We start from the raw sequence: 14052 nt of genomic DNA, 5'->3' as shown, positions 1-14052 counted from the left end.
CATGTACAAGGTGACCGTGCTCTACGGAACCCCGGACGACACCGGGGCGTTCGACCGGTACTACGACGACCAGCACATCCCGATCGCCCGGCGGATGACCGGGCTGAAGCGATGGACGGTCTGCCGGTTCGACCCGGCGCCGGACGGCACTCCCCCGGCGTACCACTACCAGGCGGAGCTCTACACCGACAGCCGCGCCGATCTCGAGCTGGTCCTGGAGTCGCAGGCCGGCCGCGCGGCCAACGAGGACCTGGACAACTTCGCCAGCGGCGGCGCGGTCTTCCTGTTCGGCGAGGAGCGGGAGGTGCCGGTCCGATGAGCATCGACGTCATCGTGGTCGGCCTCGGGTTCGGCGCCGACTTCGTCCCGATCTACCAGGCGCACGAGTCGGTCGGCCGGGTCGCCGTGGTCGACAGCGACCCCGCCCGTACGACGGCCGTCGCGGACCGCCTCGGGGTCACCGACCGGTTCGGCAGTCTCGACGAGGCGCTGGCCGCACCGGGCTGGGACGCGGTGCACCTGCTGACGCCGGTCGCGCTGCACGCCGGTCAGGTCCAGCAGGTGCTGAAGTCCGGCCGGCACTGCGCGTCGGCGGTGCCGATGGCAACGACCCTGGAAGACCTCGACCAGCTGATCGCGGCCCAGGAAGGGGCCGGGCGCAACTACATGATGATGGAGACCGCGGTGTACTCGCGCGAGTTCTTCCACGCCCGGTCGCTGCTCGAGTCGGGGCAGCTCGGCCGGCTGGCGTACTTCAAGGGCGACCACCTGCAGAACCTCGACGGCTTCCCGCCGTACTGGCTGGGCTACCCGCCCATGCACTACGTCACGCACGCGCTCTCCCCCGCGCTCGCGCTGGCCGGTTCGCGGGTGGAGTCGGTGCGGTGCCTCGGGTCGAGCCGGCTCACGCCGGACCGGGTCGGTGTCGGCGGGCCCGGCTTCGGGACCGAGGCCGCGCTCTTCCAGCTGGCCGGCGAGCTCGTGGCGAACGTCACCATGTCGTTCTTCCAGCTCGGCCGCAGCTACCTCGAAGGTTTCTCGGTGTACGGCGACGAGGGCGCCCTGGAGTGGCCGCAGCTCGAGGGCGGTCCGATGAAGGAGTTCGCGATGCGGCCGCTGGAACCGGGGCGGCGGGGCCGTCAGGTCGATGAGCGCGACGTCCGGCCCGCGGGCGCGCCCGAGCTGCTCCCCGAGCCGTTACGGCCGTTCGCCTCCGGCGGGCACGGCGGGTCGCACCCGCATCTGGTGCACGAGTTCGTGTCGAGCATCGTCGAGGGACGTCCCGCGCGGGTGGACGCCCGCACGGCCGCCACCTGGACCGCACCGGGAATCTGCGCCCACCAGTCGGCGCTGCGCGGCGGCGCCGAGGTCGTGGTCCCTGACTACGGGATCAGTTGATGGCGATCGCTCTGGTCGGGGCGCTCGACACCAAGGCCGCCGAGTACGCGTTCCTGCGCGACCGGATCAGCGAGCTGGGCGCCAGCTCGGTGCTGGTCGACATCGGCGTGCTCGGCGAACCGGGTCTCGGCGTACTGGCCGACGCACGCACGATCACCCGCCAGACCGTCGCCCGAGCCGGTGGCGCCGAGCTCAGCGCGCTGCGCCGGGCCGCGGACCGGAACGCGGCGATGACCGTGATGGGTCGCGGCGCCGCGGTCGTGGTGCACGAGCTGGTCGCCAGAGGCGAGGTCGACGCCGTACTCGCGGTCGGCGGCTCCAACGCGGCGTACGTGATGAGCGAGGTCTGCGCCGCGCTCCCGCTCGGGCTGCCGAAGGTGCTCGTCTCGACGATCGCCGCCGGGGACACCCGGGCGTACGTCCGCGAGGCCGACCTGACGCTGATGTACCCGGTCGTCGACATCAACGGCCTGAACCGGCTCAGCCGGCCCGTCCTGGCCAACGCGGCCGCCGCGGTCGTCGGTATGGCGGCGACACCGCACCGGTCCGCCGGCGACGGCCCACTCGTGGCCGTCAGCATGTTCGGGGTCACGACCGACTGCGGGAGCGCCGTTGTCACCGGTCTCGACCAGGCCGGGATCGAGGCGGTGACCTTCCACTGCACGGGCGTCGGCGGGCGGACGCTCGAAGCACTGGTGCGGACCGGCGGCCTCCAGGCGGTTGCCGACCTGACCACGACCGAGCTCGCCGACGAGCTGGTGGGCGGCGTCTGCTCGGCCGGCCCGGACCGGCTGACCGCCGCGGCGGGCGCCGGCGTGCCGCAGGTGGTGAGTGTGGGCGCGCTCGACATGGTCAACTTCTACGGACCCGAGCGGGTCCCGGAGCAGTTCCGCGACCGGCTGCTGCACCCGCACAACCCGGCCGTCACCCTGATGCGCACCAGCACCGTCGAGTGCGCGGAGCTCGGCCGCCGGATCGCCGCCCGGATCAACCCGTCGACCGCGCCGGTCGCCGTGCTCTTCCCGCACCAGGGGCTGTCCCAACTTTCGGTGCCCGGGGCTCCTTTCCACGACCCGGCCGCCGACCACGCGCTCTACCGCGCCCTCCGCGCCGCGCTGCGGCCGGACATCGTCGTACGCGACTTCGACACCGACCTCAACGACCCGGCGGTCTCCGCCGCCGCGGTCGAGCTGCTGGCCACCTGGCTGGAGAAGGAGACGAGATGAACACGCTGTCCCGCGCCGAGCTGCTGGCCGGATTCCGCCGCAAGGTCGCCGAGGGCCGTCCGATCGTCGGCGGCGGCGCCGGTACCGGGCTGTCCGCGAAGTGCGCCGAGGAGGCCGGGCTCGACTTCGTCGTGGTCTACAACTCCGGCCGGTACCGGATGGCCGGGCGCAGCTCGATGGCCGGCCTGATGCCGTACGGCGACGCGAACGCGATCGTGATGGAGATGGGCGCCGAGGTGCTGCCGCTGACCAAGCGACTGCCGGTGATGGCCGGGGTCTGCGGGTCGGACCCGTTCCGGGACATCCCGCGCTTCCTCGACAAGGTCAAGGAGACCGGGTTCGCCGGGGTGCAGAACTACCCGACGGTCTGCCTGTTCGACGGGATCATCCGGGCCAACCTGGAGGAGACCGGGCTGGGGTTCTACACCGAGGTCGCGATGGTCACCGCCGCCCGCGAGCGTGACCTGGTCACGCTCGCCTACGTGCACAACGAGGCCGAGGCGACCGCGATGGCACAGGCCGGCGCCGACGTCCTGGTCCCGCACATGGGCCTCACCACGTCGGGCATGATCGGCGCGCGGAGCAGCCTCACCCTCGACGAGTCCGTCGACCTGGTCACCCGGCTGCGGGACGCGATCTTCGCGGTGAACCCGGACGCCCTGGTGATCTGCCACGGCGGCCCGATCGCCACCCCGGACGATGCCCGGCACGTGCTGTCGAAGGTCGAGGGCGTCGTCGGCTTCCTGGGCGCCAGCAGCATGGAACGTCTCCCCACCGAGGTCGCCATGGTCGACCACATGAGCAGCTTCCACGCCATCCGCGACTGACCACCCGGCGGCGCTTCCCCCTCCGGGAGGCGCCGCTGGACTACCGTCACCTGAGCGGGTTCGTCGCCTTCCCGTCCAGCCACAGCTCGTTGCTCGCGTCGCGGTGCACCCCGGTCGTGCCGACGTGCTTGTCGCTGATCGCGGTCCCGTTCTTGATCACGTGCAGCAGCGCCATCGCGTGCCCGCGGCCCACGCCGTACTCGTCCTTCAACCACGCCGCCAGCGGCGCGATCTTGGTCTCCGGGCCCTCGAAGCCCTGCTCCCGCGCGATCTCCAGCAGCGCCCGCGGGGTCATGCCGGTCTTGTCCTCGATGGTGTCCAGGTACGCCTGAAAAGACATGGGTCCAACCCTTTCGTCGATGTCGTCACCCCTGCGTCGGACGGGCCGGCGCGGATTCGACATCAGTCCTCGACCCACTCCAGAAGATCTCCGGGCTGGCAGTCCAGGACGCGGCACATCGCCTCCAGGGTGCTGAAGCGGACCGCCTTGGCGCGGCCGTTCTTGAGCACGGCGACGTTGGCGGGGGTCAGGCCGACGAGCTCCGCGAACTCGCCGACGCCCATCTTGCGTTTGGCGAGCTCGACGTCGATCCGGACCACGATCGGCATCAGATCACCGCTTCCATGTCGGTCTGCAGCGTGGTCGCCTGGCGCAGCAGCGCGCGCATCACGACCATCAGCATCAGCACGACACCGCCGGCCAGCACCAGCCCGATCAGCAGGATCGGCAGCCCGGGGTCGTCGGCGCGCACCGACAGGTAGATCGTCATCCCGAGCAGCAGCACCCAGCCGGCCACCATCGCGACCAGGATCACGTTCACCCAGCCGAACGCCTTCTCGCTGAAGATCCGGTCCGACTTCACCAGCGTCAGCAGCCGCCAGATGCAGACGATCACCACCTGCACGCAGACCACCTCGACGATCGAGAACACCGTCAGCGGCCAGCGCAGATCGGCGCCGTCCCCCTTCAACTGCCCGAACTGCCCCGGCAGGCTGACCACCTGCGCGAACACCAGCCCCACGAACAGCAGCACCAGGAACACCCTGAGCGGAACCACGACCCGATCCATCATCTGCACGGCTCGACTATCACCGCCTTCCTATCGACTGTCAATCGACGCCACACAAAGGCGAGAACGTGTCGGCGTGGTCACGTTGTGCATCCGTACCGACACACCTAGCGTGAGGTCATCGGGTACAGCCGCGTTGCCCGCGTTCGATTTCTGGGGAATCGGGGGCCTTCGTGGCCGTACGCCGTGCGCTCGCTCTGCTGGTCTTGATCTCGTTTCCCGTCGGCTGCTCCGACGTCGCCGCGGACGTCGCGCCGTCCGATCAGCCTTCGAGGCCGAGCCAGGCAACTCCTTCGGCAGCACAACCTCCGAAGCCGAAACCAAAGCCACTCCCCCAACTCCCCCGCGGTGGACGCACCTTGTTCCCCACCCACCAACTCGTCGCCTTCGTCGGCGCCCCCGGCGCCCCCGCGCTCGGCCCCCTCGACAGCAACCTCGAGGAGCGCGCCACCCGACTGGAGAAGCTGGCGGCGTCGTACCAGGGCGGCCGGACGATCCTCCCGGTGATGGAACTGATCGTCGTCACCGCCCAGGGCTCCGCCGGCCGCGACGGCAAGTACCGCTCGCGGATCGACCCGAAGCAGATCGACCGCTACCTGGCGGTCGCCCGCAAGCACAAGATGCTCCTGATGCTCGACGTCCAGCCCGGCCAGGCGAAACCGATCGACGAGATCCGCCGCCTCGAACCATGGCTTCGCCAGCCGGACGTCGGCCTGGCGGTCGACCCCGAGTGGCAGGTCGGCCGCGGCCAGGTCCCCGGACGCGTCTTCGGCCGTACGACGGGCGCGGAGCTGAACGAGATCGGCGCCTACCTCTCCGCGGTGACCACCAAGTACCGGCTCCCGGAGAAGCTGTTCGTCTTCCACCAGCTCACCAAGCGCATCGTCACCAACGAGGCCGCGCTCCGCCCGCACCCGGGCGTCGCCCTGGTGAAGTCCGTCGACGGCATCGGCACCCGCGGCGCGAAGGAGGCGACGTACCGGGGACTGGTGACGAAGCTGCCGCGCGGTGTGCACACCGCGTTCAAGCTGTTCTACGAGGAGGACACCCGGCACGGCCCGCTGATGACACCGGCCCAGGTCCTCGCGTTGAAGCCGCGGCCCGAGCTGGTGATCTACGAATGAGCGGGCAGCTGGCCCGCCGGACGTTCCTCGCCGCCGCGGCGGCGGCAGTTGTTGCCGGATGCAATGACACGAGCGGACCCGACGCCGCGCCGGTCGTCGCCGACCACACGCCCATCAGACCGGCCGCCCCTGCCCCGTCCAGCGGGCCCGCTTCCACGTCACCGGCGGCCGCCTCCCGTCCCCCAACCCCCAGCGAGCTCGGCGTCATCCCCGTCCTGATGCACCACCGCCTCACCCCCAACGTCAGCGGCGAGTACGACATGACCCCCGCCTTCTTCCGCGCCGAGCTCGAGCGCCTGCAGCGCGAGGGCTACCACCCGATCCGCACCCTCGACCTGGTCCGCCGCGACCTCTCCACCGTCCCCGCCGGCAAGACCCCCGTCGTCCTCACGTTCGACGACAGCACCCCCGGGCAGTTCGCCCTCGACAAGTCCGGCCGCGTCGTCCCGGACACCGCGATGGGCATCCTGCTCGCTTTCCAGACGCGCTTCCCCGACTTCCCCGCCGTCGCATCCTTCTACCTCAACAAGTCCCCGTTCGGCCTCACCGGCGCCGACGTCCCGCGCGCCCTGAAGTACCTGAACGACGCCGGCTGCGAGCTCGGCAACCACACCTGGGACCACCCCAACCTCCGCCACCAGACCACCGCCCAGGCCGAGAACGAGATCGCCCGCCTGGCGGCGATGATCACCAGCGCAGTCCCCGCCGCTCCCCCGCGCACGCTCGCGCTGCCGCTCGGCGTGCACCCGCGCGACCGCCGCGTCCTCGCGAGCGGAGGACACGGCAGTACGGCGTACCGCAACGACGGCGTGCTGCTGGTCGGCGCCGGGCCGTGCCCGTCGCCGTACAGCAGGACGTTCGACCCGATGGCCGTCCCACGGATCCGCTGCAGCTCCTACCAGGGCGGCCGCGGCGACCTGCTGATGGACTACTGGCTCGACCGCCTCCCGCGGCAGAAGTTCGTGGCCGCGAGCAACAACAGCAAGGTGGTCCCGCAGACCTAGAACTGGACCCCGCGGGTCAGCGCGCCGTCGATCACCAGGTTGGTGCCGCTGACGAAGCTGGCGGCCGGGCTGGCCAGGAAGACGACGCCGCGGGCGATCTCGTCCGGGCGCGCCATCCGGCCGGTCGGGTTCAGCGCGAGCGAGTCGGCGAAGAGCTGCGGGTTGCCGCTCTCGACCGACTCCCAGACGCCCCCGGGGAAGTATGTGTTGCCCGGGGAGACCGTGTTCGCGCGGATGCCCTTGCCGGCGAGCTGGAAGGCCAGGCCCTGGGTGTAGTGCACGATCGCGGCCTTGAACGTCCCGTACGGGCCGGCCGCGAAGTCGATCTCGCGCGCCGAGACGCTCGACACGGTCACGATCGACGGCCACTCGCTCCGGCCGAGGAACGGCATCGCCGCGTCGACCATCCGGACCGTGCCCATCATGTCGACCTCGAAGCTCTGCTTCCAGGGCTCCTCGCCCTCGATGCCGATCGCCAGCGCGCTGACGTTGGCGACCACGATGTCGATCCCGCCGAGCTCGGCGGCGCTGTCGTTCACCCAGCTGATCAGCGCCGGCCCGTCACCGATGTCGAGCGCCGTCCCGCTGACCGTCGCGCCGCCCGCGCGCAGGTCCTCGACCGCCGCGGTCACGTCGCTCTCGGTCCGGGCGCAGAACGCCACCGAGGCGCCCTCCGCGACCAGCCCCTCGACGACCGCGCGCCCGATGCCCTTCGTCCCGCCGGTGACCAGGGCCCGCAGGCCCTTCAGCTGGAGATCCACCGTCAACCACTCCTTTGCCGAGTCCGCTCTTGTGCACAGTATGCGGTCACCCGGCGACCGGCTTGCGACCGACCGAGACCAGGTACTCCGCGACGATCCGCAGCGACCCGTCGGTGGCCGCGTTCCACTCGTTGTCGTAGGCAAGCAGGTCGTCGTGCAGCGCGGACCAGCGCGGCCCGAGCGCCTCGCGGGCGACCACCAGCGGGCCGAAGTTCTCGGCGTAGAGCGCGGCGAACTCCTCGACGCTCGGCGCGGTCAGGTCGACGCTGTCGGTGTGGAAGGTGAAGTCCACGCCGGGGACCATCGCGCGGACGTGATCGGCCTCGCCCCACGCGACCGGTGACGCTCCACCGGGACCCGGCGGGAGGTGCTGCCCGATCACGCCGAACAGTTGCCCGGCGTACCCGGACGGCGTCCAGGTGGCGAGCGCGATCGTGCCGCCGGGCTTGCAGACCCGGACCAGCTCGGCGCCGGCCTTCGCCTGGTCCGGCGCGAACATGTGCCCGAACGTCGAGAACACCCGGTCGAACCGGCCGTCCTCGAACGGCAGTTCCTCCGCGTCCGCCTCGACCCACTCCAGCTCGACGCCCGCTGCGGCCGCCCGTCGCCGTCCGGCCACGAAGTGCTGCGGCGTCAGGTCGCTCGCGACGACCGTGGCGCCGCGCTGCACGGCCGGGATCGCGACCGAGCTGCCCGAACCGGTCGCGACGTCGAGCACTTCGACGCCCGGCCCGACCGGCACCTCGTCCAGCAGCTTCGGCCCGACCGACGCGACCAGCGCCGCCACCGTGTCCCAGGTCCCCGCGCTCCAGATCACCCTGTTCAGCTCGTGCTCGTCCATCTGCTCATCATCTGACCGGATTCGCGGAAGGGGAATGTCCGGCAACGGCCCTATCGTGACTGGCATGGACGACAGACGACTCGTACGCAAGGTCGACTTCAGCGATCTCGTGGTCCGCGGCGGCGGCCTCTACCGCAGCACGCTGCACGGCGTCGAGCTGCACGACGTGGAGATCCACGGCGAGCTGATCAACGTGGTCGTGAACGGGGTCGACATCGCGCCGCTGATCGACGCCGAGCTCAACCGCCGTACGCCGGAACGCACGAAGATGCGCCCCGAGACCGCCGACGGCTACCGGGAGGCCTGGGCGATCCTGGAACGCCTCTGGGCCGGCACGGTCGAGCGTGCCCGCACGTTCCCCGAGGAGGACCTGCACCGCAGCGTCGGCGGCGAGTGGTCGTTCATCCAGACCCTGCGGCACCTGAGCTTCGCCAGCGACGCCTGGGTCGGCCGGATGATCCTCGGCAACCCGTCACCGTGGCACCCGCTCAGCCTCCCCTGGGACGAGGCACCCGGCTGGCCCGGCATCCCGTGGGACCGCGAAGCCCGCCCGTCCCTCGACGAAGCGCTCGCCCTCCGCACGGAGCGCCAGACGATGGTCCGCGACTTCCTCGCCGGCCTCACCGACACCCAGCTCGCGACGACCGTCACCCAGACCGCCCCCGGCTGGCCGGTGATCGAGGACCTCCCCATCACCGAGTGCCTGAACATCGTCCTCATCGAGGAGTGGGAACACCGCCAGTACGCCGAACGCGACCTGGCCCTGCTGCCTCGATGACCCTCGCCGAGCTCACCCCGGCCTCTGGAACTGGCAAGCGCCACACCCCGACTGGCCCCCCGCCGACCACTGGCCGGACACCGCCGACGACCTGATCACGAAGTACGGCGTCACGCGGGAGCAGGCGGGCTCCGGAAGCCCAGACCTCGCCTGGCTCTACGCCGACCCACTGCAGTCGCACGAGCACAAGTGGTTCTCTGCCGGCGACCAACTGCCGTTCGGCATCGAGGTGTTCCCCGGGCGAACCCACAACGACCTCGTGCTGTGGATCGAGGACCGCCGGCTCGTCATCACCGGCGACAGCCTCGCCGACTTCGGCCGCGGCCTGGAGGTCCCACCCGAAGGCACCGGCCTCTCCCGCGCCGAGCTCGCCGAAACCCTCGCGCCGCTGCTCGCGCGGCCGATCGACCTCGTGCTGCCGGCCCACGGCGTACCGGCACCACGCGACACCCTCGACCGCGCGCTCGGGTGAAGGGGCCTGATCCCACCACGCTGAGCGCGACGCGCTCAGCCGGCCGTCCGGGAGATCCCGACCCCGCTCTTCGCCTCACGCCCGTACTTCTCGAGCTCGGCCGCCAGATCCAGCGGCGCCACCCCCGCTTTGTTGCGGTCGGCATCAGTCAGCAGCTCCGCCGGGATGATCCAGACGATCTCGAACTCCAGCCCGTCCGGGTCCTTGCCGTACAGCGACTTCGTCGTCCCGTGATCCGACTTGCCGACCAGCGCACCCGCCGCGGTCAGCCCCTGCTCGAGATCCGCGAGATCGCCGAGCGTGTCCACCTCCCACGCCAGGTGGTACAGCCCGACCGTCGCCCGCCCGGCCAGCGACGGCCCGGCCTGCGCGCCGATCTCGAACAGCCCGAGGTCGTGGTCGTTGGTCGAACCCGGCGCCCGCAGGAACGCGGCCCCCTGGAAACCGTCGCCACCCTCGGTGTACCCGAAGCCGAGCACGTCACGGTAGAACGCGACACTCCTCGCCACGTCCCCGACGTACAGCACCGCATGATTCAGCCTGAAGATCGCCATGTTCCCCAACTCTCTCGGTCACCTCCGACCATGATAGTTGAACACTCAATCTAAGCGCAGCCCGGTGAGCTGGATCCACCAGACAATGGGCTGATGCGCCCACTGGACGAGCACACGCCGGCGATCCTGGTCCCCCACCTCGGCGCCGGCGGCACGACGGCCGTCATCGCGGTCGTCCCTTCAGGACCACTCACCGCCGAACTCGTCGGACCCGAAACAACCCATCATCTGGTCCCAGGAAAAATCGAGAAGGTTCCGGGGTGGACCGGCGGCCCGTACTCCCGGATCCCCCTCCCCCAATCCCTTGCCCCCGGCACCTATTTCGTGCGCGCCCGCACCGGTGACCTCGAGCTCACCTCGGAGCCCTTCGTGATCGCCCCCGAGCGCCTCCAGCGCCAGACCATGTCCGACGTACTGGCCTACTTCAAAGCGATGCGCTCCAGCGGCGAGATCGACCGCAAGGACCGCACCGCGCGCCGCTGGGACGACGACTCCGGTACGACGGTCGACGCCCGCGGCGGCTGGCTCGACGCGAGCGGCGACACCAGCAAGTTCCTCTCCCACCTCACCTACACGTCCACGATGAGCCCGCAACAGATCCCCCTCTGCGCCTGGGCCATGCTCGCCGCCCGCGACGAACTGAGCCCCGCCCTCACCAAGATCCTCGGCGCCCGCCTCCGCGACGAAGCGCTCTGGGGTGCCGACTTCCTCGTCCGCTTCCGCTCCCCCGACGGCTACTTCTACACCGGCATCTTCGACGCGCTCACCAAGCAGCTCGACGAACGGGTGATCACCGCGCCGCTCCAGGACTGCGTCCGCACCAGCCGCTACCAAGCGGCGTACCGCCAAGGCGGCGGCCTGGCCATCGCCGCCCTGGCCCGCGCCGCGACCGTCGACGACGACGGTGACTTCCCTCGTACGACGTACCTGACGGCGGCCCGAGAGGCGTTCGAGCACCTCGAGAAGCAGAACCTCGCCTACCTCTTCGACGGCAAGGAGTCGATCATCGACGACTACTGCGCCCTGCTCGCCGCCACCGAACTGACCGCAGCTCTGGCCGCAGCCGAACAGTCGCACGATATGAGCACCGAAGCCGCTCGCCGCCGAGCAACTTCCCTGATCAGCCGGTACGAGAAGCCCACCGACAACGGCTCCGGGACCTCCCGTGCCGACCAGCCCAGCGACAACCATTCCGGCTACTTCCGCGCCGACGACCTGGGCCGGCCCTTCTTCCACGCCGCCGAGCCAGGCCTCCCGATCCTCGCCCTCCTCCGCTTCGCCGAGCTCCTCCCCGACGCCCCCGAAGCCGGCGCAGCACGCCGTACGGCGATCGACGCGATGCACGCGATCCTCGACCGCACCGCATCCGTCCCCAACCCCTTCGGCTACCCTCGCACGCTCAACCAACCAACCGGTTGCCTACCCCGCGAGGCCTTTTTCTTCCCCCACGCCAACGAGACCGGCTACTGGTGGCAGGGCGAGAACGCCGCGATCGCCTCCCTCGCCGCCGCAGCGCACGCCTGCGCGAAACACCCCGAGGCCCGCACCGCGGACCTGCACACCTTCGCCGCCGACCAACTCGCCTGGATCACCGGCCGAAACCCCTTCGACACCTCGATGCTCCACGGCCGCGGCCGCAACAACGCCGACTACACCTCGGACTTCCCCAACCTCCCCGGCGGCATCCTCAACGGCATCACCGCGGGCTGGACGGACGAGGCCGACATCGCCTTCCTCCCGGACGCCGCCCCCGAGGGCGACAGCTGGCGCTGGGCCGAGCAGTGGATCCCGCACACCGGCTGGTTCCTGCTCGCGGTCGCGTCGGCCTGCTGAGGGACGGCGCCTCGCCCCGTGCGTGAGGCGCCGTCCTCGGGGTCAGGCCCGGCAGCGGTTGTCGGGGTGCACGCTGCCGCCGTCGTTGAGGTTGCCGTTGTACATCCAGCCCTCGACGTTGGTGTTCGCGACCCGGACGTAGGTCCACTTGTTGCCGGCCGTGTTCTCGACCCAGCAGTGGTAGAACAGGTCGGTCCCGGTGCCGATCGTGCGCACCACGCCGCATCCCTCCGACGGCCCGACGCGCAGCGGCGACGCGGACTTGACCCGCCCGGCGGCCGGGCTGAGGTTCTGCGTCGCCGGCCGGTTGCAGGCCGCCTCGGCAGTCTGCGTGCTGACGACCACGAAGCCACCGACCAGCAACGGCACGGTCAGTACGGCGGCAGTACCACGCTTGATCTCGAACATGATTCCTCCAGTGGGCGGTTTGCCCCCGACCGACCGGGGGCCTGGTCCGCACACGCTCGCCGCCCCACCCCGAACCAGCAAACCCGTTGCAGGTTCCTGCAACGCACCAGCCCAGCAGGTGTACGCCGGACAGCGCGTCGGCCAGGCGCAGCAGCGCGTGAGCCCAGCCAGGTCTCAGCCGAGCAGCGCCGCCAGCAGCGGAGCTGTGTCCGGTTCCTCGCCGTGGGCTCCAGCGTGGGCGAGGGTGACCTGCCGAGTCAGGTCAGGCGCGTGGTAGCTGACGGTGTGGTAGCCGAAGATTCCACCGGTGTGACCCCACAGGACCTGCCCGTCGGGCAGCGTCTCCCGCGCGATGCCCAGCCCGTACGCCGACCCGTCGCCGGTCGGCACTGCGGCGAGCATCTCGTCGAGAGCTTCCGCACCGAGCAGTTCGCCGCCAAGTAGCGCCGAGTAGAAGCAGTTCAGGTCAACCGCCGTGGACATCAGCTCACCGGCCGCCCAGGCCTGGGAGACGTTGACCCGAGCGACGTCCACCAAGTCCCCGTCGACCTCCAGATAAGCGTGCAGACCCGGCGTGGGAAGCTCCAGGTCGTCGCCGGGGAGGCGCGTGTGGTGCAACCCGAGTGGTTCGAGAATCCGATCGCGCACGACGTCGGCGTACGGACGACCCGTCACCGCTTCGATCAGCAACCCGAGGGCGATGTAGTTCGTGTTCGAGTAGGACCACTCCTCGGCGACGCGAGGCCTTCCGACCACGCGGGCCAGCGTCTCCCGCGGGTCCCAATGATCGAAGCGGCCCTCGACGATTCCTGCCACGTCCGGGAGGTCGTCGGTGTAGCTGTAGAGGCGACTCGTGTGGTTCAGCAGCTGCCGCACCGACACGTCCGAGGGCAACCAGTCCGCTGCCGGGCCGTCGAGCCGCACCAGTCCCTCGGTCGCCAGCTGCAGCACGACGACCGCGGTGAAGGTCTTCGTGATGCTTCCGGCACGGAACCAGCTCGATGGGTCCACAGGTTGCCCACCCGCCCGTTCACCCACCCCGCTGCCGCCGACCCACTCGCCCTCTGGCCCACGCCAATGCACCAGTACGCCGGAAGCTCCGTCAGCCACCAACCCGTCGAGCACCCGCTGCAGCTTCTCCACGCGGGGAGACTACTCGCGACCCAGCGCTCCCGCCGGGCGAATACCAACCCCCGGGCACCTACTCCCGTGGCTGCTTCTCCGGGCTCTCCACCGTCGCCTTGATCCCGGCCAGCGTCCGCTCCAACCCCTCGTCGATCGACGGACCCTCCACGTGCGCCGTGTGCAACCGCACCGTCAACCGCGCAGTCCCGTCCGCGACGAAGTCCACGTCCAGCTCCCCGTGGTACTCGTGCGGCCCCGGCGCCGACCAGCGGATCTTCCGGCCCTCCTCGACGATCTCCAGCTCCGCCTCGCTCCGCACCTCACGCGCCGAGTCGCCCTCCACCGCAGCCACCTCGACCCGCTCGTGGACCGCCTCCCCGGGAAGCCTCGCCTCCGCACCCTGCGATTCCACCGACGGCTCCTCCAGCCGATGAGCCGAGGTCATCTGCGGCAAGTACTCCGGCAGCCGCTCGACGTCCGACAGGTAGTCGAACAGCACGTTCGGCGCCACATCCACCACGGTCGACGCCTCGTAGTCACCCATCGAACCGGTCCTTCCCTCCGAGAAGTGCTGACCCGTCGCCGGTTCCCGCACCAAACCACCGGAAACAGCAGCCGAACACGCCGGTAA

At 70.5% G+C, this 14052-nt stretch carries 18 protein-coding genes; 9 read left to right on the top strand and 9 right to left on the bottom strand.

The genetic code is table 11. The features are described from left to right. The first annotated feature begins 1 nt into the window (after position 1). The 4 genes from AB0M01_RS26045 to AB0M01_RS26030 are packed head-to-tail and all read left to right on the top strand — an operon-like array spanning position 2 to position 3451. Complete coding sequence (locus AB0M01_RS26045; protein WP_363673856.1) at positions 2-319, top strand: EthD family reductase; 318 nt, start codon at positions 2-4, stop codon at positions 317-319. Continuing rightward, entirely contained in the window at positions 316-1398 is a 1083-nt protein-coding gene (locus AB0M01_RS26040) for a Gfo/Idh/MocA family oxidoreductase (protein ID WP_363673854.1), read from the top strand. The genes AB0M01_RS26045 and AB0M01_RS26040 overlap by 4 nt, the downstream gene beginning before the upstream one ends. Then, positions 1398-2624: a Tm-1-like ATP-binding domain-containing protein gene (locus tag AB0M01_RS26035; protein WP_363673852.1), complete on the top strand. Its 1227-nt coding sequence runs from the start codon at positions 1398-1400 to the stop codon at positions 2622-2624. The genes AB0M01_RS26040 and AB0M01_RS26035 overlap by 1 nt, the downstream gene beginning before the upstream one ends. Continuing rightward, positions 2621-3451, top strand: a complete 831-nt coding sequence (locus AB0M01_RS26030) for a phosphoenolpyruvate hydrolase family protein (RefSeq protein ID WP_363673850.1) — start codon at positions 2621-2623, stop codon at positions 3449-3451. Before AB0M01_RS26035 ends, AB0M01_RS26030 begins: the two co-directional genes overlap by 4 nt. A gap of 46 nt (positions 3452-3497) precedes the next feature. Here AB0M01_RS26030 and AB0M01_RS26025 read toward each other — a convergent pair whose 3' ends face one another. The 3 genes from AB0M01_RS26025 to AB0M01_RS26015 form a co-directional block, all read right to left on the bottom strand. Then, positions 3498-3791 carry a DUF4287 domain-containing protein gene (locus AB0M01_RS26025; protein WP_363673848.1) on the bottom strand — a complete coding sequence of 98 codons (294 nt, stop codon included), beginning with the start codon at positions 3789-3791 and terminating at the stop codon, positions 3498-3500. Positions 3792-3853: 62 nt separating this feature from the next. Then, on the bottom strand, positions 3854-4060 hold the full coding sequence (locus tag AB0M01_RS26020; RefSeq protein WP_184794626.1) for a helix-turn-helix transcriptional regulator: 207 nt from the start codon (positions 4058-4060) through the stop codon (positions 3854-3856). Next, on the bottom strand, positions 4060-4509 hold the full coding sequence (locus AB0M01_RS26015) for a DUF2975 domain-containing protein (RefSeq protein ID WP_363673846.1): 450 nt from the start codon (positions 4507-4509) through the stop codon (positions 4060-4062). The genes AB0M01_RS26020 and AB0M01_RS26015 overlap by 1 nt, the downstream gene beginning before the upstream one ends. Positions 4510-4880: 371 nt before the next feature. Here AB0M01_RS26015 and AB0M01_RS26010 point away from each other — a divergent pair, with 371 nt between their 5' ends. Both AB0M01_RS26010 and AB0M01_RS26005 read left to right on the top strand, forming a co-directional pair. After that, entirely contained in the window at positions 4881-5645 is a 765-nt protein-coding gene (locus tag AB0M01_RS26010; RefSeq protein ID WP_363673844.1) for a hypothetical protein, read from the top strand. Then, the gene (locus tag AB0M01_RS26005; RefSeq protein WP_363673842.1) at positions 5642-6649 is read left to right on the top strand and encodes a polysaccharide deacetylase family protein; all 1008 of its coding nucleotides are present in this window, start codon (positions 5642-5644) and stop codon (positions 6647-6649) included. Before AB0M01_RS26010 ends, AB0M01_RS26005 begins: the two co-directional genes overlap by 4 nt. On the opposite strand, the gene AB0M01_RS26000 is transcribed toward AB0M01_RS26005, so the two are convergent. Together AB0M01_RS26000 and AB0M01_RS25995 are read right to left on the bottom strand one after the other, a co-directional pair. Next, on the bottom strand, positions 6646-7410 hold the full coding sequence (locus tag AB0M01_RS26000; RefSeq protein WP_363673840.1) for an SDR family oxidoreductase: 765 nt from the start codon (positions 7408-7410) through the stop codon (positions 6646-6648). The two genes, AB0M01_RS26005 and AB0M01_RS26000, sit on opposite strands and share 4 nt — an antisense overlap. Positions 7411-7456: 46 nt before the next feature. Beyond that, positions 7457-8251, bottom strand: a complete 795-nt coding sequence (locus tag AB0M01_RS25995) for a class I SAM-dependent methyltransferase (protein WP_363673838.1) — start codon at positions 8249-8251, stop codon at positions 7457-7459. A gap of 64 nt (positions 8252-8315) precedes the next feature. Between AB0M01_RS25995 and AB0M01_RS25990 the strand changes: the two genes are divergently transcribed. After that, positions 8316-9029 (top strand): DinB family protein, encoded by a 714-nt coding sequence (locus AB0M01_RS25990; protein ID WP_363673836.1) that lies wholly within the window; start codon positions 8316-8318, stop codon positions 9027-9029. A gap of 259 nt (positions 9030-9288) precedes the next feature. Beyond that, positions 9289-9501: a hypothetical protein gene (locus AB0M01_RS25985; RefSeq protein ID WP_363673834.1), complete on the top strand. Its 213-nt coding sequence runs from the start codon at positions 9289-9291 to the stop codon at positions 9499-9501. 35 nt (positions 9502-9536) lie between these two features. Here AB0M01_RS25985 and AB0M01_RS25980 read toward each other — a convergent pair whose 3' ends face one another. Beyond that, a complete protein-coding gene (locus AB0M01_RS25980) occupies positions 9537-10055 on the bottom strand; it encodes a VOC family protein (RefSeq protein ID WP_363673832.1) in 519 nt (172 codons plus the stop codon). A 93-nt stretch (positions 10056-10148) separates the two neighbouring features. Between AB0M01_RS25980 and AB0M01_RS25975 the strand changes: the two genes are divergently transcribed. After that, complete coding sequence (locus AB0M01_RS25975) at positions 10149-11888, top strand: glycoside hydrolase family 9 protein (RefSeq protein ID WP_363673830.1); 1740 nt, start codon at positions 10149-10151, stop codon at positions 11886-11888. Positions 11889-11930: 42 nt separating this feature from the next. Here the strand turns inward: AB0M01_RS25975 and AB0M01_RS25970 are convergent, their stop codons facing one another. From AB0M01_RS25970 to AB0M01_RS25960, 3 genes are all read right to left on the bottom strand, one after another. Continuing rightward, on the bottom strand, positions 11931-12296 hold the full coding sequence (locus AB0M01_RS25970) for a hypothetical protein (protein ID WP_363673828.1): 366 nt from the start codon (positions 12294-12296) through the stop codon (positions 11931-11933). A gap of 174 nt (positions 12297-12470) precedes the next feature. Then, positions 12471-13439, bottom strand: a complete 969-nt coding sequence (locus AB0M01_RS25965; protein ID WP_363673826.1) for a serine hydrolase domain-containing protein — start codon at positions 13437-13439, stop codon at positions 12471-12473. 58 nt (positions 13440-13497) lie between these two features. Continuing rightward, entirely contained in the window at positions 13498-13965 is a 468-nt protein-coding gene (locus AB0M01_RS25960; protein ID WP_363673824.1) for an SRPBCC family protein, read from the bottom strand. Positions 13966-14052: the final 87 nt, after the last annotated feature.

Source organism: Kribbella sp. NPDC051770 (assembly GCF_040681455.1).
Taxonomy (GTDB): Bacteria; Actinomycetota; Actinomycetes; order Propionibacteriales; family Kribbellaceae; genus Kribbella.
This window is presented reverse-complemented; position numbering and strand designations above follow the sequence as displayed.

Bases quoted from the DNA above. Each gene is read 5' to 3' on its own strand.
- AB0M01_RS26005 (WP_363673842.1), top strand. From the start codon at position 5,642: ATGAGCGGGCAGCTGGCCCGCCGGACGTTCCTCGCCGCCGCGGCGGCG.
- AB0M01_RS26040 (WP_363673854.1), top strand. From the start codon at position 316: ATGAGCATCGACGTCATCGTGGTCGGCCTCGGGTTCGGCGCCGACTTC.
- AB0M01_RS25990 (WP_363673836.1), top strand. From the start codon at position 8,316: ATGGACGACAGACGACTCGTACGCAAGGTCGACTTCAGCGATCTCGTG.
- AB0M01_RS26020 (WP_184794626.1), bottom strand. From the start codon at position 4,060: ATGCCGATCGTGGTCCGGATCGACGTCGAGCTCGCCAAACGCAAGATG.
- AB0M01_RS26025 (WP_363673848.1), bottom strand. From the start codon at position 3,791: ATGTCTTTTCAGGCGTACCTGGACACCATCGAGGACAAGACCGGCATG.
- AB0M01_RS25960 (WP_363673824.1), bottom strand. From the start codon at position 13,965: ATGGGTGACTACGAGGCGTCGACCGTGGTGGATGTGGCGCCGAACGTG.
- AB0M01_RS25995 (WP_363673838.1), bottom strand. From the start codon at position 8,251: ATGGACGAGCACGAGCTGAACAGGGTGATCTGGAGCGCGGGGACCTGG.
- AB0M01_RS25970 (WP_363673828.1), bottom strand. From the start codon at position 12,296: ATGTTCGAGATCAAGCGTGGTACTGCCGCCGTACTGACCGTGCCGTTG.
- AB0M01_RS26035 (WP_363673852.1), top strand. From the start codon at position 1,398: ATGGCGATCGCTCTGGTCGGGGCGCTCGACACCAAGGCCGCCGAGTAC.
- AB0M01_RS25980 (WP_363673832.1), bottom strand. From the start codon at position 10,055: ATGGCGATCTTCAGGCTGAATCATGCGGTGCTGTACGTCGGGGACGTG.
- AB0M01_RS26045 (WP_363673856.1), top strand. From the start codon at position 2: ATGTACAAGGTGACCGTGCTCTACGGAACCCCGGACGACACCGGGGCG.
- AB0M01_RS25975 (WP_363673830.1), top strand. From the start codon at position 10,149: ATGCGCCCACTGGACGAGCACACGCCGGCGATCCTGGTCCCCCACCTC.
- AB0M01_RS26030 (WP_363673850.1), top strand. From the start codon at position 2,621: ATGAACACGCTGTCCCGCGCCGAGCTGCTGGCCGGATTCCGCCGCAAG.